The sequence below is a fragment of the Paenibacillus sp. FSL R5-0527 genome (assembly GCF_038008055.1).
Classification (GTDB): Bacteria; Bacillota; Bacilli; order Paenibacillales; family Paenibacillaceae; genus Fontibacillus; species Fontibacillus macerans.
The window spans coordinates 1,945,473-1,967,286 of sequence record NZ_JBBOYI010000001.1; the positions used below are offsets into that span (position 1 = coordinate 1,945,473).

Consider the following 21,814-nt stretch of genomic DNA (forward strand, 5'->3'; position numbering starts at 1 on the left):
TACATTGTATCGGATTAGCGCGGGCGATTTTGAAATTGTTGAAAATTTTCATTATGAAAATAACGGACTGCTGTTAAACCGGGGAGAAGCTCTGTCGATAATAAATAAGTTGCTGTCCCTAAAGACAGGTGAAAATTAAGGTGCCCGGTGGTGAAATGACGGTTTGAACATATGGAAAATCCTTGAGATCGATCCGACGCAGGATCAACCGCAAATTCGCAAGGCGTATGCCCGAATGCTAAAAAAATACCACCCGGAGGATGACCCGGAGGGATATCAGCGGCTAAGGGAAGCTTTCGACGAGGCGATGAAGCTGGCCAAACAAGGGGGAATTTTCCCGGACGATGAAGAAACGGCGGAAAGGGAAGCGGAAGCTGCGGAAGAGGAAGACGAAGTTTGGGAAGAGGAGCGGACTTTACAGCCTTTAGAATTTCAGGTGTTTGAGGAGATTTGGGAGTTTGCGGGCGGAGAGCGGGAGCAGCCACCACTCGCGAAATCGTCCCTGGAGCTTGTCGCTGAATTTATAGAAGAGATGGACGGCTTATACCTGAATTTCGCTTCCCGCTGCAATGTTGCCTTGTGGGTGGAGCTGCTAAGCGGCGACGTTCTTTGGCAGCTGGGGAACCAGAGCTTGTTGGGTGCCCGGGTGCTTGATTATTTGAATGAGCACTATTTTTTGCCTGAAGCGGTGTGGGGGCTGCTGGAGGATGCCTTCGGGTTGGAGGAGAGGTTTATTCACGATCCTTCCGGCTTCGGGGAGAGATACCCTAAGGTTTGCGAATATGCCTTTAGGAGTTCACCTGCCGCAACATTGGGATACTCCAGCCTGAGCGAAGCGGATGGGATCGATGTTGAAGCTTATCTGCATGCCCGCGAAGATTTCGTGACGGCGATGCTGGCGAATGAGCCGGAGAGAGCGCGTGAAGCGTTGGAACGGGCGCTTGATATTTATGACCGCGACGCGGAAATCCTCCGCCTGCAAATCGAGTTTTACCGCCGGACCGGTGAATGGGAGCGGGCTTTGTCGGCCTGCGACCTGTGGGTTAGCCAATTCTCCGGCGATGCGGAAATGATGATTGTCCGCGCCTCCGTACTGCTGAACATGGGACGCCCGGATGAAGCGCGGGAAGAGCTTGAACGGATCAGGCCCGCAAGGCCCGATGATGCGGAAGTTCTGTCGCTACTGGGGCGGTGCTATCTCCGGCTGGAGCAAATGGGTTCCGCCCGCGAGGTGTACGACCGGATGTTGCGGAATAATTCGAGGGATATCGAGGCAGTTGTAGGTCTGGCCAAAATCGATGCATACATAAGCGGGCTGCCGCGGTTCGGCAAGGGCCGCCGCAAGCAAATGCGGCAGTTGAAACAAGAGTGGGGCAAGCATTCGCTGCCGGGGTTTTTAAAGAAGCTGGCCACCTTTTTATGGCTGAGAAAAGGGATCGTTTTCTTCATCATTTTGCTGCATATATTGTTACCGATTGCCTGGTACTCCAATATGGAGGTTTCCTTCCCGGAATACGTGAAGCGGGAGATCGTTCCGGTCGAACCGCCTTTGGTAACGGCGAAGGAAGAGCTGAAAAACGTTCCTCCCGGAAGCGCGGTTCGGCTGAAGCTGACAGACGCGTTTTTTACAGGCATTCTTGAGATTGAACAGAAGGATGCCGACGGGAGAGAGACCGCCTCTTATATGCTGCAAAGCGCAGCGACCCAAAAAGGCTTGATGAACCGTTTGACGGGATACATTAGCCAGGGTAAAGCGGGGGATATCACCGTTCTTGTTTTGACCGGCTACGACGAGAGCAAGCGGATCTATGAAAACCATGAGACCGAACTTCAGGGGATTGTTCAGGATTTTTCCGGCCCGGCATTAGGGTCATTGCGTCATTATTGGGAAGGAAAACATGGAAGTACGGATCCTTCTTCTTTAATCGATCTATATGTGAACGCCAGGGACGGTGTGGGCGGGGGGATCGCGAAAGTCCCGGTGCTGTTCATTCTGTACGCTATTGCTTTATGTTTATTATATTTGCGGTTTATCGTATTGCTGTTCCGAAGCAAGCGTTACTTGATGTATAAATAAACGAAGGAACGGAGGAATACCGTGACGGCTACGGCTACAATTCCCAAAAAAGAATGGAAGTCGACCGCGAATACTATGCTGTCGATCGTCTCCGTAGGGGGAGTGGCGGATTACTATATTAACAATCCTGAGAAGAGGTACACAGGCAAACTGTTCATCAAGAGAACCTTGGCTCAGTATGGGGTGGAAAACTCGGATCAGCTGAAGGAAAGTTTGGAATGGCGGCTTTCGAAAGGGATACGCCATGAATTTGAACAAATATACCGGGGGCTGTGCCTGCAGGCCGAAACGGAGCGTATCCGAAAAATCGAAGCCGAGACGAATCCTCATGTGAAGCACAGGCTGGCCGTAGCCAATTATTACTTGCGGCGTATGCCGTCCGGCGGAGTGGGGGCATATGACTTTGCCATCGTGGCATTGCATAGTTTGGGCGGCGTGGGGGTGGGCTGGTTAACGGATGCTGAAGCGGGCACTTACGTGGAGAAGGCCGTGAGGCTGACCCGGGAGCATTATTCCAACTGGCACGACTACTGCTTCGGTTTTACCGTGGGATTGGAGTTTTTTAATTCCGCCGATCCGAGCTCCTTCAGTTACGTAGAAGATGGCATGAGACGTCTAAGAAGATTGCTCAATTTTAAAGACAGCCCGTTTGTAAAGGAGAAGTTTTTCTAGTCTAAAGAGTGTCAAAGAGACGATCAAGGACCGTCCGGATTTCCGGACGGTCCTCTTAGGTGTAAACTGATCCTCTGTCGAAAATAGAGGTAATTTATGTCGTTATTTTGAGATTTCCTTCCTCCAGCGCAAATTAGGGGAAGATTTTCCGTTATTTTGGGAACTAGACTGGGAAAAGACGGCTATTTACCCTCATCTTTTCAAAAAAGAGGTAAAAAATTCCCCTATCTCTGTTGTACTCCCTTCTTAGGTGAAAATAAGGACCAATTTTACCGTTATCCCCAGGACCTCTACAAAACGCCAGCCGTTTGCTCCACTCCACACACCCTGAAATTTTATAATTTAGGAGCGCAAGTTGGGTACGCCCCAGCGTAAAATCAGACCGGCATGGGTCAAGCCGCCGCCAAAGCCGTACAGGAGCATGCGGTCGCCGTATTTCAGTTGGCCCGCATCCAGGCCGGCCTGCAGCGCCAGCGGGATGGAAGCGGAGGACGTATTGCCCATGTCCCGTACGCTCTGCAGCGTTTTGCCGAGCGGCAGCGAGGACTTCTCGCAGATCGACTCGACCATGCGCAGGTTGGCGCTGTGCGGGACGAACCAGTCGATATCGTCGCGGTCTAAGCCGGCCTGCTCCAGGATCTGTTCGATCCCGGCGGAAACGGTGCGCACCGCCCACTTGAACACTTCGCGGCCGTTTTGCACGATTTTGCCGTTCCCCGCAAGCGCCACTCCGTCCATCTCGTCAGCCAGCCCGGAGCGGTAAACGTGGATGCCGCCGGCTCCGTTCGTGCCCATGACGAACGCCTCGAATCCGGGCTGCTCCGGGTCGTATTCCACGAGGGCGGCGCCGGCGCCGTCTCCGAACAAAATGCAGGTGGTGCGGTCGCTGTAGTCGGTAATTTTGGACATCGTTTCTCCGGCGACGACAAGGATTTTTTTATGCAATCCCGAGCTGATCAATCCATTGGCCATATGCAGGGCGTAGGTGAAGCCGGCGCAGGTCGCGTTGAGGTCGATCGCCCCGGCGCCTTCCATGCCTAAATGCTTCTGGACCCGGCAGGATACCGTCGGAAACGAATAATCGGGCGTCGTTGTGGCGGCGATGATGAAATCGACATCGTCCAAGGATGCGCCGTAAGTTTCCCGCAGCCGTTCGGCGGCGCGAATGCACAAGTGCGAGGTAAAAACATCGTCGGCGGCGATATGGCGCTCCTTGATGCCCGTGCGTTGCACGATCCATTCATCGCTGGTGTCCACCATCCGCTCCAGGTCTTCATTGGTTAGGATCCGGTCGGGAACATACGAACCAAACGCGGTAATGCGGGCTTTCGATACGATTGACAAACGAATCACTCCTTCGAGATGTGGTTTTTGTGGGTTTAGTATCAAGTCTTGGTATCAAGTATTAGTACCAGGTATTAAATTGAGTATAGCAGGTTTCTTTTCATTTTCCAATCGTTTTGCTGTCCACCGTTTGGATTTTAGTAGTTTGGCTTCACGGAAGCCTAAGATATACGGACGATTTTAACAGTCTTTCCGGAAGGTGGTTAAACCTTGGCTGCTATACGGAACGGTGCATGCACCGCAGCAAAAATGGTCAAAATTTGACCTTAATGAAGTAAAATAATCCCGCTGTTTGTAAGCGCGATCATGATATGCTTGAGAAGCAAACCGGTCAATACTACAACCAGTTGAGAGGAAAGGGAGAGCCTGATGAGTTCCGACAAAGAATACGTTAAAATCACCCAGGACGTGATTAAAGGGCTTGGAGGAGAAGACAATATTATTTCGATGGCCCATTGCGCCACACGGCTGCGCCTGATCGTCAAAGACAGGGACATTATCGACGATGAGTTCATTGAAAATATCGACAAGGCCAAGGGTGTGTTTTTTACATCCGGGCAATATCAGATAATTTTCGGCACCGGTATTGTGAATAGGGTTTACGAAGCGATGATCGGACAGAACGTATCCGCCACCTCCAAGGCGGAGCTGAAAGAAAAGGCCTCGGCCCAGGATGATAACTTTTTCAAAAGAATGATCCGGATTTTCGGCGACGTATTCGTCCCGATTATCCCGGCATTGGTAGCTACAGGGTTGTTCATGGGGGTCAGAGGGCTGGTCACGCAGCCGGCGCTGCTTCAATTATTCGGTCTTACCCCCGAGAATATTTCGGCGGATTTCTTGCTGATTACGCAAATATTGACCGATACCGCCTTCGCCTTTTTACCGGTGCTGGTCTGCTGGTCGGCCTTCAGGGTGTTCGGCGGGTCCCCGCTGTTGGGGATATTGCTCGGATTAATGCTGGTCAGCCCTTCGCTGCCAACGTCTTGGGATGTCGCCCAGCATGTTAAGGAGCCGATGGTGTTTTTTGGATTCATTAAAGTCGCCGGCTATCAAGGCTCGGTACTTCCGGCCTTCATTCTGGGGGTCGTGGGGGCGCTGTTGGAAAAGAGAATCAGAAAATGGGTCCCCGAAGCCCTGGATCTGATTTTAACGCCGTTTTTAACCTTGCTGGTCAGTTTGGTGCTGGGCTTGTTCGTGATCGGCCCTGTTTTCCACGAGGTTGAGGTGCTTATTTTGGCGGGGGTTACGGCGATTTTGAAATTGCCGTTTGGCATCGGCGGCTTGATTTACGGCGGCATCAATCAGCTTATTGTCATTACCGGACTGCACCACGCTTTGAACTTGATAGAAATCCAGATGCTGGTGGACAGCGGCTGGAATATCGTCAACCCGATCAGTTCGGCGTCGATTTGCGCGCAAGCTGGGGCGGCCTTGGCTGTCGGTTTGAAAGCCAAAAGTTTAAAAACCAAATCCATCGCCTATCCATCCTCCTTATCCGCGTTATTGGGGATTACGGAACCGGCTATCTTCGGGGTGAATATCCGCTACGGCAAGCCGTTCCTGATGGCGTTAATCGGCGGAGCGGCCGGCGGATTTTTTGCCCGGATATTCAACGTCCAGGCGACAGGCATGTCGATTACGGCCATCCCGGGGATGTTATTGTATCTGAACAATCAAATCATTCCGTATATCGCCGTCTGCATCATCGGCTTTGCGGTGGCCTTTGGCCTCACTTGGTTCTTTGGGTTTAAAGAGAAAACGGACAACAAATAAAACTTCTGTGGAGAGAAACAATGGATGACAAATTACTGCGCGAAAAACTGGACAGCCTTTCGGTTCAAGAGAAAATCGGCCAGTTGGTCCAACTGACCGGCGACTTTTTTGAAGGGGATATCGATACGGTCGTAACGGGGCCGCTGAAAAAATTGGGCCTAAATCCAAGTTTCAATGTTTATAACACCGGCTCTATCTTGAACGTCACCGATCCGGAAAAAATGATCCGGCTGCAAACGAAGTATTTGGAACATTCGGCTCATCAAATTCCGCTGCTGTTTATGGCGGATATTATCTACGGATACCGGACCATTTTCCCGATTCCGCTGGCTCAAGCGTGCAGCTGGAACTTTGAGCAAATCGAGCGCGCCGCTGCGATCGCGGCCCGGGAGTGCTACGAAGAGGGCCTTCACGTGACCTTTTCGCCGATGGTGGATATCGTCAGAGACCCCCGCTGGGGGCGGGTGATGGAATCGCCCGGCGAGGATACTTTACTGGCTCGGAAATATGCGGAAAGCACGGTGCTGGGAATCCAGGGAAGAAATGCGAGGAGCGGCGGCGCCATCCCGGCCGATAAAATCGCCGCCTGCGTCAAGCATTTTGCCGCTTACGGGGCGCCTGTCGCCGGGCGGGAGTACAATGCGGTGGATATGTCCGAGCATACGCTCAGGGAATATTATTTGCCGGGTTACCAAGCCGCCATCGAAGCCGGGGCCAAGCTGGTGATGACCGCTTTCAACACCTTGAACGGCGTCCCGGCGACCGGGAACGAATGGCTTAACCGCGACGTGCTCCGGCGGGAGATGAATTTTGACGGTGTGCTGATCTCGGATTACGCCGCGATCGAAGAGCTGATCATGCACGGTTACGCCGAAGATGAAGCTGCCGCCGCCAGGCTGGCCCTGCTGGCCGGCGTCGATGTGGATATGAAGACGGCGGTATACGCCAATCAGCTGGAGCAGGTCATTTCCGGCAATGAGCATTTGCTGGAGCTTTTGAATGAGGCTGTATACCGTGTTTTAAAACTGAAAAACGACCTGGGGTTGTTCGAGGACCCATTCCGAGGTTTGCAGGAAACCGTGCGGCGGGGGAGCAGCAGCATCCTGTCGGATGAGCATAAAGAGGCTGCGCTGTCTTTGGCGGAAGAATCCGTCGTTCTGCTAAAAAATGAACAAGAACTGTTACCGTTGCCGCCTCAGACTAAGATCGCTTTAATCGGTCCTTACGTGGAGGAAAACTCCACCTTGGGCATATGGGCGATTAAAGGGGACGAGGCGGATACCGTCAACTTGAAAACGGGGCTGCTAAAGCATGCCGATCCCGCCCGGCTTTCGGTCTGCCGCGGGGCGTACATGGTGCCCCTTGACGAGCGGGAAGCCCTTGGCAAATATGCGGATAAGCTGTCTGCAGAAACGGCCGGCGAGGAGGAACTGCTGCAGGAAGCGATCCGGAATGCGCACGAAGCGGACGTCATCGTCCTCGCTTTGGGAGAAAGCATTTACCAGAGCGGGGAAGGCGGCTCGCGGACGAACCCGGCGCTTCCCGAACCGCAGTTGAAACTGCTGCGCGAATTAAGCGGGCTGGGCAAGCCGCTCGCCGTGATCGTTTATAGCGGCAGACCTTTGATTCTCACCGAAGTTGCCGAGACAGCCGATGCCTTGATTCAGGCCTGGTATCCGGGAACGATGGGCGGGAAGGCGCTGGCCAATATTTTGTACGGAAAAGCAAATCCGTCCGGGAAACTGGCGATGACGTTTCCCCGCAGCGTCGGGCAGATTCCCGTTTATTACAACGAGCTCAATACAGGCAGACCAAATTTGCCGGAAAACGGTTCCTACCGGTTTGCGTCCCGCTATATCGATGAAGGGAATGAACCATTGTATCCGTTCGGTTACGGCAAATCCTACACCTCGTTCGCGTACAGCCTTTTGTCCGTCAGCCGCATGGAAATGAAAAGAAATGAGTCGATCGAGATCAGCGTCGCTGTTTCCAATACCGGGAGATATGACGGGAAAGAAACGGTCCAATTGTATATTCGCGATAAGTTTGCAAGTGTGGCAAGGCCGGTGAAGGTATTGAAAGACTTCCAAAAGCTCTTCCTGCGCAGCGGCGAGACCGAAACGGTTCAATTTACTATTGGCGAAGAGATGCTTAAATTTTACGGAAGCAACATGGAGTACAAAAGCGAGCCGGGCGAATTTGAAGTATACATCGGTTCCAGTTCGCAGGACATTTCATTGAGTTTTAGTTTTGTTTTATTGCCGGAGGAGGAACATGAATAGAAGCGATGCTTATGACTTGAAATATCATATTACCCCGCCTTACGGGTTATTAAACGACCCGAACGGGCTTGCTTTTTTCAAAGGTCAATATCATGTGTTTTATCAATGGAATCCGCACGGTACCGAGCATAAGCATAAATGCTGGGGCCACGTGGTTTCGGACGATCTCACGCATTGGCGCAGGAAGGGCATCGCGCTTGAACCTTCGGAGTGGTATGACAAAGACGGGATTTATTCCGGCGGGAGTGTTGTTCATGACGGCAGGCTGTACCTGTTTTACACGGGAAATGTAATCCGGGACGACGGGGTGAAAGCAAGCTATCAATGCGCGGCCGTTTCCGAGGACGGCGAGCGTTTCCGCAAAATCGGCCCGTTGTTCGAGCATCCCTCCGGCTATACGAGACATGTTCGGGACCCTAAAGTATGGAAAGACCAAAGTGGGAGCTGGCGGATGATTGTTGGCGCGCAAACGGAGGATTTGACGGGGGACGCGCTGATTTACAAATCCGCGGACTTGATCGCCTGGACCTGTGAAGGATCGTTTTTGGAGCAGGATCGTAAATTCGGCTACATGTGGGAATGCCCGGATGTGCTTCGATTTCCCGAAAACGATGTGTTTGTGTTTTGCCCTCAGGGATTGACGGAACAAGGAGAAAACTTTAGAAATCCTAATCAATCGGGATATATTGTCGGGAAAATAGCGGAGACAGGCAAATTTCACGGTGAGCTGTCCGACTTTCAAGAGCTTGACCGCGGGTTTGACTTTTATGCCCCGCAATCGTTTATGGCCGGCGGAAGAATCATTATGTTCGGATGGATGTGCGCTATGGACGAGGAAATGGAGAAGGCCGTTCCGACCGTTCAGGAAGGCTGGATCCACGCGCTGACCCTTCCCCGGGAAATCGTGCTGGCGGACGGCAGGCTGTACCAGAAGCCAATCCGGGAATTGCAAGGGTTAAGACAAGACGGCGTGCGGGGGAATATCGGCAACAATGGAGTATGGCAGCTGCCTGCTTTACAAGCGGAACTTATCATTAATTTTTCCAAGCTCAGCGAAAATTTCCGAATGATGATCAGGGACGCCGTGCAAATTGACTATGATCGGGAACACAACAGTTTGACCATCTGGAGAACCAACTGGGCGACCAAGCAGAGAGAGTACAGGAAAGCGGAATTAACTCATACCCTCGCGGAAATGCGGCTATTTATAGAAAGCTCAAGTCTGGAGATCTTTGTGAACGAGGGGGAAGAAGTATTTTCCCTGCGTTATTTCACGGAAGATGCCCAGCAGCGCGCCGTTCGGATCGAGGCTGGCGGCAATGAAGGAAAAGTCAGCATTTACCGGTTGCAACAATGCGTAGATTAAGGGGAGATTCAATTGTTCCATTGGGGCCGAAATAAGAAAACATTGGATTCACTGGAGATTTCATCCCCCATTCCCGGCAAGGCGGTGGAACTGAAGGAGGTTCCCGATCCAGCTTTTGCCCAGGGGCACATGGGGGTAGGGGCGGCGATTGAGCCGGCGGAAGGCAAGGTATACGCTCCGTTCGAGGGAAAAATAGCCCATCTTATGGACAAAAGCAAGCACGCGGTGATCGTCGAACATAGGAGCGGCGTGCAGGTGCTCATCCATGTCGGTATAGATACGGTGTCGTTAAAGGGCAATGGATTTACGGCACATGTGAAGACCGGCGCGAAGGTAAAGCAGGGGCAACTGCTGCTTGAATTCGATCAAGAAGCCATTCGGGCCGCCGGTCTATCGCTGCTTAGTCCAGTCATTGTCCCGGACGGACCGGAAGCCGTGGAGAGGGTGGAAATTCACGTCGGACAGCAGGACGATGGCCATAACGGACCGTTAATGACGGTATACTTGAAATCATAAATAAAGGGCCAAAGAAGGGCGCTCACTTTCCGCTTGCGGGATCGAGCGGCCTTCTTTATTATCTTAGGCCTATGGGATGAATTGCTGCTTGTCCGGGCAATTTACGATCAGTATAGTAGTAACTAAACTAACCGATTGCTCATGGCCGGCAGATGAGGTGTCCGATGAAGAAGATATACGAACATATCGAAATCGACAGAAAAAAAATGATCAACCTGTTTATTTTTCAGGCCAGAGACACGGAAAGAGTCATTCCTATGCACTTCCACAGCAACATGGAGCTGATCTGCTGTTTAAGCGGAAATTTAAAGGTGTGGCATGAAGGGAAAATTACGATTTTGGCGGAAAATGACGTGTTGTTCATCAACAGCAATGTCCCGCATTCCACGCAGAGCATCACGGAGAACCGGGTGTTGGTGCTGCAATTTCCGGAAACCTTTTTCGCCCATGAACAAGTAAGCATTCAATTAAACACGCAAGAAGGACAAGATGAACCAACCGTGCTTTCCAAATTAAGGGAGCTGCTTATGGATATCTATGAGCTGCATTTTTCCCCGGGCAAATACGATTATATCCTTGAACAAAGCCGGATCATTGAGCTTAAATATTGGCTGGTTCGTCATTTTGGCCAAGCCGCGGATACTCCGCCGGAAATATTCAGCGAAAAGCAGCAAAAAATCAAGGCCATTATGGACTACATGAAAGAGCATTATGCCGAAAACATCAGTTTGGCCGAAACCGCGCGCATCTGCGGCTATTCCGAGGCTTATTTGTCGCGCATGTTTCATAAATACACCGGTCAGACATTTACCGAATACAAGCAGATCCTTTGTTTGGAGAAAGCCATTGATTTATTGGAAACCACGAATAAGTCGCTTACGGAAATATCTTACGAAACGGGATTTCCCAATGTAAAGTCCTTTCGGAAAGCCTTTAAGGAAGTGATGGGGAAAACGCCCTTTGAATACAAAAAGTCCGGTTTGACTTGAGTGCCGGGGAAACGCCGGCCGAATTGCAGGCTATTAAGGGGCTGACTCCCCTATTTCTTTCAAATGAGCTGATATCGCCGGAATAACGGCATTTTTGGCTCTTATTTTTTAGGATGAAGATACACGCCTGATTTTTTTAAAAACAGCAAAGGGCCGCCAGAGCGATTTTCTCTGGCGGTTTTCGTGCGTTTGGCTAGCGATTCGCCAGAAACGAAACAACCCCCGCGCCCCGGGTTAACCGCCGAGGGAGGGGGGGCGTTTCGTTCGTAATTAGCCGGCGGAAAAGGGAAAGGTGAAAACTCCCCGACTTAATCTTGAGCCAACCGGAGCAGCGTTTCCGCCAAAATATCCGTTCCGCGGGCAATATCACGGCAATCGGTGTATTCTTCGGGGCTGTGGCTGATGCCGTCTTTGCTGGGCACGAAGATCATGGCGATCGGGGCGAATCTGCCGACCAGCATGGAGTCGTGGAAGGCTCCGCTGACCATTCTGTGGTAGGGAATCCGTTTTTGCCGGCAGGTCGATTCCAGCAGGGCGACGATCTTTGCGTCCGAACGGGTGGGCAGGTCGTCGTTGATTTGTTCCAGCGAAACCGTTACGACGCGCCTGGTCTCGACTGTGCCGATGAATTGCCGCAATTGTTCAACGAGGCGGCGCTTGCTTTCATAGTCGCTGTCGCGGATATCGATCGTGAACCGTACGTCGCCGGAGATGACGTTGGAAGCGCCGGGCAGCACTTCCGCTTTCCCTACGGTGGCGACCGTATCGGGACTGGCGGATTGAATGGCCAGCCGTTCCAGCTCCAGGGAAATTTCGCAGCATGCCAGGAAAGCGTCATGCCGCAGATGCATCGGGGTGCTGCCCGCATGGCGCTGCTGGCCGGACACGGTCACGAGAAAATTGGTCGGAGCGGAGATGGTGTGCACGATGCCTACCGGCAGATTCAGCGATTCCAGCACCGCACCTTGCTCGATATGCAGCTCGACCGCTCCGTGCACCTTGCCTTTAGGCACGGGAATTTCGGCGAAGCGGGAAAGATCGTATCCCAGTTCTTCCAACACTTGCGGGAGCGATTTGCCGTCCTTATCGGTCAGCGAATAGGCCTCCTCCAGCGTCAATTCGCCGGCCAGGGCCCGGCTGCCCAGACAGCCAAGCCCGAAGCGCGTCGGTTCCTCCGAGGTATACACGACCACTTCAATGCTGCGTTTGCGGGGAGCGCCGGAGGCCCGGATCAACCGGACCGCTTCCAGACCGGCCGCAACGCCGGCCATCCCGTCGAACATGCCTGCATGAATGACGGTGTCAATATGGGAGCCGGTCCAAACGGGAGGCAGTTCCGGCTCCGAGCCGGCGAGCGTGCCGAAAATATTGCCGATCGCGTCTTCCCGCACGGACAGGCCCAAAGCGGCCATCTCCTCTTTGATATAACTCCGCGCTTCGAGCTCCGGCGGTGTAAACAGGATACGGGTCGTGCCTCCCGCCGGGTCCGAATTGAAGGTATTCAGCTTCTCCAGCATATTGCGGATATTGGCGGCCGAGGCGGTTTGCGTCAGCATGAGGCGTTCGCCCCTTTCTTCGGGATGATCACATTCTGCGGGTTATGAGCGAGCCATTTGTCGATATTGGCGAATCCGATTTCCGCCCGGGCCTGCAAAGCTTCACGGGTGGCAAAGGCGACATGGGGAGTCAGCACGGCGTTGCGGGCGGATACCAGCGGATGGCCGGAGGGAATGGGCGGCTCCGTCTCAAACACGTCGATTCCGGCCCCGGCGATCCGTCCGTTGTTCAATGCCTCGGCCAAGGCCGCATTATCGACAATCGGGCCGCGGGCCGTATTGATCAAAACGGCGGACGGCTTGAGCAGCTTCAGCCGTTCGTTATCAATCAGGTTGCGTGTCTCCTCCGTCAGGGGAACATGCAAGGATACGATGTCGCTTTGGGCAAGCAGGCCGTCCAGGTCCGTATATTCTATCCCGCTTTCGAACGCTTCGGGTTTGCGGGTCCTGCTGTAGGCCAAAACCCGGCAACCGAATGCTTTGGCGATCCGGGCTACGGCCATGCCGATCGCGCCGGTGCCAACGACGCCAAACGTTTTGCCGTACAGTTCGCTGCCGGTCAGGCCGGCGTTGGTCAGGCCGGCTTTTGCCGCCCGGTCGCAAGGAACGATCCGGCGCAGGACGGATATAGCCAGACCGAAGACCAATTCGGCTACGGCGCGGGTGGAATAGCCGGCTGCGTTGCAAACGGCGATGTCCCGTTCGCGGCAATATTCGATATCGACATGATCCACGCCGGTGAAAGCGACGGAGATCAGCTTGAGATGAGGGCATTGGGCGATAACCTCCCGGCGGAAAGGCAAGTTGGTCAACAGTACGATATCCGCCGCGGCGGCGCGGGCGATCAATTCGGCGGGGGCCTCGCTCCGGTCGGGATAGCCGGTAAAGGAATGGCCTTCTTTCGTCAACATGCCGGCGAGTCGCTGCGTTTCCGCTTCCGGGATGCCCAGCGGTTCCAAAGCCACGATTTTCATAAAAGGTGAACCTCCCTTAATTGATATAGGTCTGCCGGATCTGCTTGCGGCCGGGTCTAGAGCGGGACGTCACGGTTGCAATCCTTGGAGTAAATGTAAGTGAAGGGTCCGCGTCCGACCCCGTAGGCCGCTTGCGGCACGTACGGTCCGAACCAGATGAAGTCGTCCTTTTTAATGGTCATCCACCGTTCATCCAGCAGATAGACGCCTTCTCCTTCCAGCACATAAGCCCCGTGCTCCTGAACGTGGGTTTCCACGAACGGATGGCAGCCGCCGGGAGCGAAGGATAAAATATGCATGTTCATGTCGAAGCCCAATTCCAGCGGGAGCAAGTCTTTGATAAAAACATTTTCCATATCGTCGTAAATCCGGTACGGAATGTCATTGCTGTTGCCCCAGTGTATCCGGGGGGCGAAGTTTTTGAGGGGGATATGCGCCTGTTTGTACAACAGCAATACGGTGCCTTCCAGGCACTCGGCGAATTCCAGGCCGCAGCCGGGAGGCGCATAGACGTAGCCGCCCGCGTTCAGAGTTCGCGTCTCTCCTTGGACGGAAACCCGGCAGCCGCCCTCGGCACAGTACAGGAAAGCTTCAATCCGGTCCTCCTTCGCCCAGGCAGCGGTCGTTTTTCCTCCCTGCCCGGCGCGCACGACATATTGGACAAATCCCGCTCCCAGCTTGGGAGAGGCGACGATGCTGATCTTGCAGCCCTCGATTCCGGGAACGACATTATTGACCAGCCCGGCGGCAGGGATTACGGCATATAGGCCGGGCTTGACCACAGCCCGGGTAGATAACAGATCGTTCGGATAGCTCATCATTACCTCCAAGAGTAATATTTAATCGGAATCGGTGTAGCCGTATTTGTACAGCCATTCCGCCAATACGGCGACGCCTGCGGCCAAGTCCTTCGTCTCGCTGTATTCGCGGGGGGAGTGGCTGATGCCCGCCCGGCTGGGCACGAACAGCATCGTCGCCGGACACATTTCGCCGATGACTTGCGTATCGTGTCCGGCGCCGCTGAACATCATGCGGAAGGGCAGGTTCCGCCTTCGGCAGATGGCGGCCAGCGCCGCATTCATCTCGCCGTTCATCATGATCGGAGCCATATTCATCCATTCGCCGATGTCTACCGTTAGCCCTCTCCGCGCGGCGATCCGGGCGAAAGCTTCGGGAAATTCGCCGCTGAATTCCTGCAAGGCGGCGGCATGCGCATCCCTGATATCGACGGTAAAGGCCACCTCGCCGGGGATCACATTGGAGGAATTCGGCTTAACGTGCAATTGCCCCACGGTAGAGACGAAAGGTTCGGTTTTGTGGAGCGCCTTTTTTTCCATCCACTCGATCATTTCGCAAGCGCCCAGCAGGGCGTCGTGGCGATATTTCATCGGCGTGGTGCCGGCGTGGTTAGCGCTGCCGCCGACTTGCACCGTATATCTGCGCTGGCCGACGATGCCTTGGACGATTCCGATGGCGGCCTGGTCTTTTTCAAGTACGAAACCTTGTTCGACGTGCAGCTCGATAAATCTGGCGATATCCGCCCGTTTTGGCGGAGGGAAGGTTCCCAGACCGAATCCGGCGGCGTTCATGGCCGCTTGCAGGGTGATCCTGTCCGCATCCGCAATGTCGGGAGGAGTATGTATGGCGTAACGGCCGGTCAGGTTGCCCGATCCCCAGTAAGCGAGAGGAAAGCGGCTGCCTTCTTCTTCGCACAGGGAGACGACCTCCAAGGTGCGAAGCGGCGGGCCGAAGTTCTCATAAAGAAACTCGAGCGCGATCACTCCGGCCAGGATTCCGTAAGCACCGTCATATTTGCCGCCGCTTGGGACGGTATCCACATGGGAACCGGTGAGAATGACTTCCCGCTCCGGGCCGCGGCCTTCCAGCCGGCCATATAGATTACCGCAGTCATCAAAGCGCGCCGCCAGGCCGGCCGCTTCCATGCGCCGGGCCAAAGCGGTTTGCGCTTCCTGCCAGGCCGGGGAGTAGAGAAGTCTGGTGACGCCTCCGTCAGGCTCGCTCCCGTACTTGGCGAGCCAGTCGATCGCTTGCGCAATGTCGGTCTCGAAGCAGGAAGGATCAAAGTTCCGGTGTATTTCACAGATTTTATTCATCCCGAGCCCTTCTCTCTATTTAGTCGGGCCGCCCGGTAAGCGTGCCGTCCGCAGGCCGGCCCCGTCATTTTGCGCCGCGTGTCGTAAACCGTCATGCCGCGCACCAGGGTGCGCACAACCCGGCAGCCGAACTCCTTGCCGACGTAAGGATTATGCTTGTGGCGGTCCAGCAGATGTTCGCGCTTAAGACGGTAGGGGGTGAAATCGACCAGCGCCAGGTCCGCGTCCGCTCCCGGGGCGATCGCGCCTTTGGCAGGAGCGAGCCCGAAACGGCGGGCGGGATTGGCCGACAGCATCCGGCACAGCAGCGGCAGCGCCAGGCCGCGGCGAACGTGGCCTTCCCCAAGCAGCAGCTCCAGGGAGCTTTGGGCGCCGGAGATGCCGCCCCAAACGGCGAACCAGTCGGCGGATGCTTTCAGTTCGGGCGGACATGGGGAGTGATCGGAAGTGATCATGTCGATACAGCCTTTTTCGATCAAGTCCCACAGCCCTTCCCGCGCCTTTGCCGAGCGCAAAGGCGGAGCGCACTTGGCCAGCGGTCCGATTTCTTCCAGATCGTCTTCGGTCAATATGAGATAGTGAGGGCAAGTCTCCAGCGTGACGTCCTGTCCTTCCAGGCGGGCTTGCCGGATAAACTCCGCGGCTTCCGGACTGCTGATATGCACGAAGTGCAGGGAGCAGCCGGTGAGTTTGGCATAGAAGAGCGCCCGCTTAACGGCTTCCACCTCCGCATAAACCGGTCTGGATTCCAGATATGCGCGGGCGGAGCATTGGCCGGCCCGCCGTTTATGGGCGGCGAGGGCGGAGGTGATTTGCTCGCTTTCCGCGTGCAGAGCCAATATTTTGCCCAGCCGGGCGATCTCGCGCATCCCTTCGTAGAGGGTGAGATCGTCCGCTTCCCGAAACGCCCCTTCCTGCTTGCCTCCGGCGGCGGACATAAACGCCTTGTAACCGATGGCGCCAGCCGCGGCCAGCGGGGCCAGCTGCTCCAGATTGCCGGGGACGAGCCCGCCCCAGAAGGCATAATCGGTATAAGACCTTCCGTGAAACAAAGCCTGCTTGGTTTTCAGGGCGTCTACCGTCGTTGTGGGCGGCAGGCCGTTCAGCGGCATGTCGATGCAGGTGGTGCAGCCGCCCGCCGCAAGGGCCGACGTGCCGGTGGGAATCCCTTCCCAGTCCGCGAGTCCCGGTTCGTTCAGATGGACGTGCGCGTCGATCATCCCGGGGACGACCACGAGCCCGGCCGCGTCGATCTTTTCTTCGGCTGTGGACAACCCGGTTACGTCTAGAGCGACGATGACGCCGCCTTTGATTCCGATGTCCAGCGGGAGTACGCCATCGGGCAAGACGACCTGACCGCCGTGAATGACCGTATCATAGTGCGCCATAGTAAGTCTCCTCCGAAAAGTTTGTGCTATGATTAAACGTTATCCTTATTTGAACTCCGCCTTGATCAACTCGGGAGCGACTTCCTGCAGCAGGTTCAAGTCGTGGTAGCGCTTGGGATCTACTTCCATCTTGATGTTGCCCGTGTTCTTCAGGTATTCTCCTACGGCGGGGCCATTGCTGCCGGACACATAGTTGTCGGTTACTTCCATGCTGTATACGTTGCGGTTCATAATCTGGGTCAGTTCCTCTTCGCTGAGGTGAAGCTCGGGAGCGAGAATGCGGATCGCTTCTTCCCGGTTGTTGTTGATATAGTCCGTGGCTTTGCGCAAGGCGCGGAGCACGGCTTTAATCGTGTTCGGGTTGTTTGCGAGAAAATCGTCGGTTGCCTGGATCGTCGTATGCACACTCATCCAGTTGACATCCCCCGGGTTGTCGGGCAATTCGCTCTTCGTCCCGCTGAACAGAAACTTGCCGCCGCTCTGAATCCCCTTGGTGATGAACGGTTCCCATGCCGCCATCGCATCGATATCGCCTTTTTCCAGAGCGACCACCGCGTCGGAGGGGGACAGGTTCACGTATTTGATCTTGCTGACGTCTACCCCCAGCTCCTTCCCCATATTGTTGATGGCGATGACGACGTCGGCGCCGCTCGGAACGCCGATCGTTTTGCCTTCCAGATCTTTGGCACTGTCCAGGTGCAGATTTTTGCCGCCGACGACCGCTTGCGTTCCGGCGATTTGCGCCAGCGGGGCGACGATTTTGACGTCTACGCCGTTGGAAGCCAGAATGATATCCATAAAGTTGGTCTGAATGCTGATCGGGGCGCTGCCGCCGGCGATCATCGGGGCGATATCCGGGCCGCTCTCGATGAGCTGGCTGGTCACATCCAGCCCTTCTTCTTTGAAGTAGCCCAATTTATCGGCAATAATTTGCTGCGAGGAGATCTGCGCATCGCGCACGCCGACTAACGTAAAACTTGCGGTTTCAATGGCTCCGTCGGCGGCGGACGCTTCGCCGGCGGCCTCTTTCGCTTCGGGCGAAGCGCCGGCGGGCGGCGCGGCCGCCGGCTTGTTGTTGCCGGCGCCGCAGGCTGTGGCGAGAAACGTGAGGAGCAGAAGCATGGCCAAGCTCAATATGCCGATACGAAATTTCATAATCAGAGACCCTCCTTTATTTTTCCACGGCGCTGCGAACGCCGTTCTTTCTCCAGGTCACCGTTCTTCTTTCCAGGACCCTCAAGAGATAGGACATGATGCTGAACTCCAGGCCGATCAGGACGATAGCGACGAACATATCACTCATTTTGAAATAGTTGCGCGCGTCCACAATAATGTATCCCAGACCGGATTTGGCTCCCATCATCTCGGATACGATCAGGGAGGAAAAGCCGAGCCCCAGACTTACCTGCGCGCCTACGAAAATACTGGGGATGGCCGAAGGGAAAATCACTTTCCAGAAGACATGCCTTTCCTTGGCCCCCAGGCATAAAGCGGAACGGATCAAAGCGGGATTGACCGATTTCAATCCGTCGAGGGTGTTGGTCAACACCGGGATAAAGGTGGTCCAAGCGATCAGCAGCAGCTTCGGAAATTCGCCGATGCCGAACCAGATGATAAAGATCGGCAGCAGCGCCAGGCTGGGGATCGGGCCGAGCAGGTTCAGCACCGGGCTTAGCCAATATTCGATCCTGCGGAATTTGTTCATCCATACGCCTGCGGCGACGGCCAGAACCAGTCCGAGGGCAAAGCCCGACAGGATGCGCACCGTGCTGGCCAGCACGCTCTCCTGGATCACTCCCGTCTCGCTTAAACGCCACATTTCCTGCAGGATTGCCGTCGGGGCGGGCAGAAAGTTCGGATTGAACAGCTTCCAGCCTTCGTTCAGGCGGCTGAACAATTCCCATAGCAGGAAGAAGACGAAGATCGGCAGCAGTCCGGCCCGGTCGCGGAATCTCCAGCGCAGCGGTCCGGCGGATAAGCCGCTTCCTTCCCGCTGTGCAACTTGCCGGGGGGATGTCAGAGGAGAAGCCGGTTTGCTCATGTAACTCCCTCCTCGTCATCTAAAGTCAGCAGCGCTTCTATGTCGCGAATGAGCCCGGCGAATTCGGGATGATCGGGAAAGCGGGGCCGATCCATCGTGACGGAGAAAGCGGCGGCAACCTCGCCGTGCTTCATGACGAGAATACGATCGGCCAGATGGACGGCTTCCGAGATGCTGTGAGTGATGAACAGCACGGAAGGCTTAAGTTCCAGCCAGATGCGCAGCAGCTCCCGCTGCATCATCTCCCGGGTCAGGACGTCGAGCGCGCCGAAAGGCTCATCCATCAACAGAAAGTCGGGATCGCTGGCCAAAGCTCTGGCGATGCCGACGCGCTGTTTCATGCCGCCGGACAACTGATCGGGGAGGCTGTCCGCATAATCCTGCAGCCCCACCATCCGCAGATATTTCGCGGCGATTTCCCGCGCCTCCGCTTTGCTTTTTCCCTGTACGGACGGCCCGAAGGCCACATTGTCGATCACTTTGTACCAAGGGAATAGCGCATGGTCCTGAAATACGACGCAGCGCGATTTCGACGGCCCGGTGACCGGCTGTCCGTCGACCGAGATACTGCCGCGATCGGGCTGCAGAAAGCCGGCTACCAAATGGAGCAATGTAGACTTTCCGCAGCCGCTGTGGCCCAAAATACAGATAAATTCATGCGGCCGTACCGTAAAGCTGACATTGTGCAGAACTTTTTTGCCGTTATATCCTTTCTCCACATTTTGCACAGCTAAATTCATCGTTTTTCCCCTCCGCTCCGTTTGATTTCATGTTAGATTATATAACATCACCCTTTAGATATGATCCTATCATAGCACATCAATTTGGGGATTCAATGGATATGGTGAACATTTCGGTGTGAGGTTATTGTGCATATTGCACAAATATTAAGAGGAGAAGTATATTGTTCATAGGAATTATTGAATATTTGAGTAAGGTAATATTACACATAATGTAATATATGGAGGGGTTGAGATGGAACTGCGGGAGTTGCTGCGCTTGCCCGTTTATCGGGAAATGCGGGTGCTGGCGGGGCAGGGCGGGCTAAACCGCTCGGTCAAATCGGTCAATATGATGGACGCCCCCGATATTATCGATTACCTGAAACCGGACGAACTGCTGCTCACGACAGGTTATGCGCTGCGCGACAAGCCCGGGGAACTGCTGCGGTTGGTACGCCAGATGGCGGGAGCGGGGTGCGCCGGCCTGGGTATTAAGACGAAGCGTTTTTTGGCGGAAATTCCCGAGTCCGTTCTGGCGCTGGCGGATGAACTGCGCTTCCCGCTGATCGAATTGGCGATATCGCCTTCCCTGGGGGAATTGCTGCAGGAGTCCCTCAATTTTATTTTGGAGAAACACAATGACGAATTGCGCTATGCGCTGCGCATGCACCGCGACTTCTCCGCGTTGATCATGAAGGGAGGGGGGCACGATGCGATTATTCAAGCCCTGTCCGGTCTGGTCGGCGGGGAGGGGATGCTGGTGGATCAACGGGGCAGGGGGATCGGCGGTTCCGCCGGAAGGCGCGGCGCGGCGGGCACCGCCCGCCTGCAGGAACAGATTCAGGCGGCGGCGGCCGGAATGCGGAGCTGCGGCGGCAAGGTTGCGGAATTTTGTCTGCTGCCCGGCGGGGACGGGGAGCGCTGCGAGGTCATCATGCATGCGATCGAACTGCCTTATCATTCCGCATACTTGGTATTGGTGAACGCGGGGCTGGCGGAGTCTCCGCTGCCGCGGCTGGCCATTGAACAGGCGGCGAATGTCGTCGGCTTTGAACTCGTCAAACAGCAGGCTTTGAAAGAACGGTTCCGGCGCTACAAGGACGAGTTTTTTGAAGAACTGATCGCGGGGACGTTCAATTCGCGGCAGGAGATCCTGGCGCTGGGAAAACGTTACGGACTTCGGGATGCCGCCGGTTATATGTGCGCGGCCGGCAAGCTGGACGACCCGGGCAGGAACGGGGCGGAGGGCGGCAGTGCGCCCTACCAGCGCCGGGATCATCTTTATGAATTGCTCAAAACGAAACTGGACGTCCACGAGCTTCCTGCCCTATTGTTCAACAGCAAGGAGATGTTTGTGATCGTGCTGCAGCGGGGCTGGGATGCCGCGGCGGGAGAGATCCCCCTCGTCCCCTGCCTGATCCAGTTCCAGGAGGAGCTGGAGCGGGAGGAGGGGCTTTCTTTTTCGTTTGGGATCGGCAATCAGGCGGAACAGGCGACTGGGCTGCCCAACGCTTACAAAGAAGCGGTCAGCGCCCTGCATACGGGCTACCAGTCCCGGCAAACCCGGTTTATTCAATATTACCGCACCAAAGAGGTGTTCGAGCTGCTGAAAATGGTTCCGGATGTGGCCTTAACGGATTTTTATCAGGAAACGTTTCAAGCCATCCTGGAGACGGACGACCGGGAACGGCAAGATTTAATGGATACGGCCCGCGTCTTCCTGGAGACGCAGGGACAGATCGGAGAAACCGCCAAGCGCCTGTTCGTTCATCGGAATACCGTGGCTTACCGCCTGGCTAAATTCGAGCAATTGACCCGCTGCAACCTTCGGGATCCAGATGATTCGCTGCGGCTTAGGCTTGCTTTTCTGGCGGAAAAACTGCTGTGAAGGGGCCGCCCCCCGAATTTCCGCCTGAATTTCAATCTATAAAATCAATGTATCGGTTATCTGGCTTCATAGGCCTCCCGGAATCTTTGATTGACGGTGTGTTGAAGAT

At 55.0% G+C, this 21,814-nt stretch carries 17 protein-coding genes; 8 read left to right on the top strand and 9 right to left on the bottom strand.

Features of this window, described 5'->3' with window-relative positions:
- Positions 1-163 precede the first annotated feature (163 nt).
- Positions 164-2,077 (top strand): J domain-containing protein, encoded by a 1,914-nt coding sequence (locus NYE69_RS08625; RefSeq protein ID WP_340925824.1) that lies wholly within the window; start codon positions 164-166, stop codon positions 2,075-2,077.
- A 21-nt stretch (positions 2,078-2,098) separates the two neighbouring features.
- Positions 2,099-2,749 carry a DUF1266 domain-containing protein gene (locus NYE69_RS08630; protein ID WP_340925825.1) on the top strand — a complete coding sequence of 217 codons (651 nt, stop codon included), beginning with the start codon at positions 2,099-2,101 and terminating at the stop codon, positions 2,747-2,749.
- A gap of 342 nt (positions 2,750-3,091) precedes the next feature.
- Here the strand turns inward: NYE69_RS08630 and NYE69_RS08635 are convergent, their stop codons facing one another.
- On the bottom strand, positions 3,092-4,087 hold the full coding sequence (locus tag NYE69_RS08635) for a ketoacyl-ACP synthase III (RefSeq protein WP_445744822.1): 996 nt from the start codon (positions 4,085-4,087) through the stop codon (positions 3,092-3,094).
- A gap of 375 nt (positions 4,088-4,462) precedes the next feature.
- Here NYE69_RS08635 and NYE69_RS08640 point away from each other — a divergent pair, with 375 nt between their 5' ends.
- The 5 genes from NYE69_RS08640 to NYE69_RS08660 all read left to right on the top strand — a co-directional run bounded on the left by NYE69_RS08640 (position 4,463) and on the right by NYE69_RS08660 (position 11,022).
- Complete coding sequence (locus NYE69_RS08640) at positions 4,463-5,869, top strand: sucrose-specific PTS transporter subunit IIBC (protein ID WP_340925827.1); 1,407 nt, start codon at positions 4,463-4,465, stop codon at positions 5,867-5,869.
- Positions 5,870-5,889: 20 nt separating this feature from the next.
- Positions 5,890-8,151 (top strand): beta-glucosidase BglX, encoded by a 2,262-nt coding sequence (gene bglX / locus NYE69_RS08645; RefSeq protein WP_340925828.1) that lies wholly within the window; start codon positions 5,890-5,892, stop codon positions 8,149-8,151.
- Entirely contained in the window at positions 8,144-9,517 is a 1,374-nt protein-coding gene (locus tag NYE69_RS08650; protein WP_340925829.1) for a glycoside hydrolase family 32 protein, read from the top strand. Before bglX ends, NYE69_RS08650 begins: the two co-directional genes overlap by 8 nt.
- Before the next feature lie 12 nt (positions 9,518-9,529).
- On the top strand, positions 9,530-10,033 hold the full coding sequence (locus tag NYE69_RS08655; protein ID WP_340925830.1) for a PTS sugar transporter subunit IIA: 504 nt from the start codon (positions 9,530-9,532) through the stop codon (positions 10,031-10,033).
- A 164-nt stretch (positions 10,034-10,197) separates the two neighbouring features.
- Positions 10,198-11,022, top strand: coding sequence for a helix-turn-helix domain-containing protein (locus NYE69_RS08660; protein WP_445744762.1), 825 nt, complete (start codon positions 10,198-10,200; stop codon positions 11,020-11,022).
- 308 nt (positions 11,023-11,330) lie between these two features.
- Here the strand turns inward: NYE69_RS08660 and NYE69_RS08665 are convergent, their stop codons facing one another.
- From NYE69_RS08665 to NYE69_RS08700, 8 genes are read right to left on the bottom strand one after another with little or no spacing between them, the layout of a single operon-like run.
- Positions 11,331-12,578 carry a Zn-dependent hydrolase gene (locus tag NYE69_RS08665; RefSeq protein WP_340925831.1) on the bottom strand — a complete coding sequence of 416 codons (1,248 nt, stop codon included), beginning with the start codon at positions 12,576-12,578 and terminating at the stop codon, positions 11,331-11,333.
- Positions 12,572-13,552 (bottom strand): 2-hydroxyacid dehydrogenase, encoded by a 981-nt coding sequence (locus tag NYE69_RS08670; protein WP_340925832.1) that lies wholly within the window; start codon positions 13,550-13,552, stop codon positions 12,572-12,574. The genes NYE69_RS08665 and NYE69_RS08670 overlap by 7 nt, the downstream gene beginning before the upstream one ends.
- Positions 13,553-13,608: 56 nt before the next feature.
- Positions 13,609-14,370 carry a (S)-ureidoglycine aminohydrolase gene (gene allE, locus NYE69_RS08675; protein WP_340925833.1) on the bottom strand — a complete coding sequence of 254 codons (762 nt, stop codon included), beginning with the start codon at positions 14,368-14,370 and terminating at the stop codon, positions 13,609-13,611.
- A gap of 21 nt (positions 14,371-14,391) precedes the next feature.
- On the bottom strand, positions 14,392-15,666 hold the full coding sequence (gene allC / locus NYE69_RS08680; RefSeq protein ID WP_340925834.1) for an allantoate deiminase: 1,275 nt from the start codon (positions 15,664-15,666) through the stop codon (positions 14,392-14,394).
- Positions 15,663-17,054 carry an allantoinase AllB gene (gene allB, locus NYE69_RS08685; protein WP_340925835.1) on the bottom strand — a complete coding sequence of 464 codons (1,392 nt, stop codon included), beginning with the start codon at positions 17,052-17,054 and terminating at the stop codon, positions 15,663-15,665. Before allB ends, allC begins: the two co-directional genes overlap by 4 nt.
- A 45-nt stretch (positions 17,055-17,099) precedes the next feature.
- Positions 17,100-18,209 (bottom strand): ABC transporter substrate-binding protein, encoded by a 1,110-nt coding sequence (locus NYE69_RS08690; RefSeq protein ID WP_340925836.1) that lies wholly within the window; start codon positions 18,207-18,209, stop codon positions 17,100-17,102.
- Between the two features lie 16 nt (positions 18,210-18,225).
- The gene (locus tag NYE69_RS08695; RefSeq protein WP_340925837.1) at positions 18,226-19,095 is read right to left on the bottom strand and encodes an ABC transporter permease; all 870 of its coding nucleotides are present in this window, start codon (positions 19,093-19,095) and stop codon (positions 18,226-18,228) included.
- Positions 19,092-19,835, bottom strand: coding sequence for an ABC transporter ATP-binding protein (locus NYE69_RS08700; protein ID WP_340925838.1), 744 nt, complete (start codon positions 19,833-19,835; stop codon positions 19,092-19,094). Before NYE69_RS08700 ends, NYE69_RS08695 begins: the two co-directional genes overlap by 4 nt.
- Before the next feature lie 235 nt (positions 19,836-20,070).
- Between NYE69_RS08700 and NYE69_RS08705 the strand changes: the two genes are divergently transcribed.
- Positions 20,071-21,705, top strand: coding sequence for a PucR family transcriptional regulator (locus tag NYE69_RS08705; protein ID WP_340925840.1), 1,635 nt, complete (start codon positions 20,071-20,073; stop codon positions 21,703-21,705).
- The last annotated feature ends 109 nt before the right edge of the window (positions 21,706-21,814 follow it).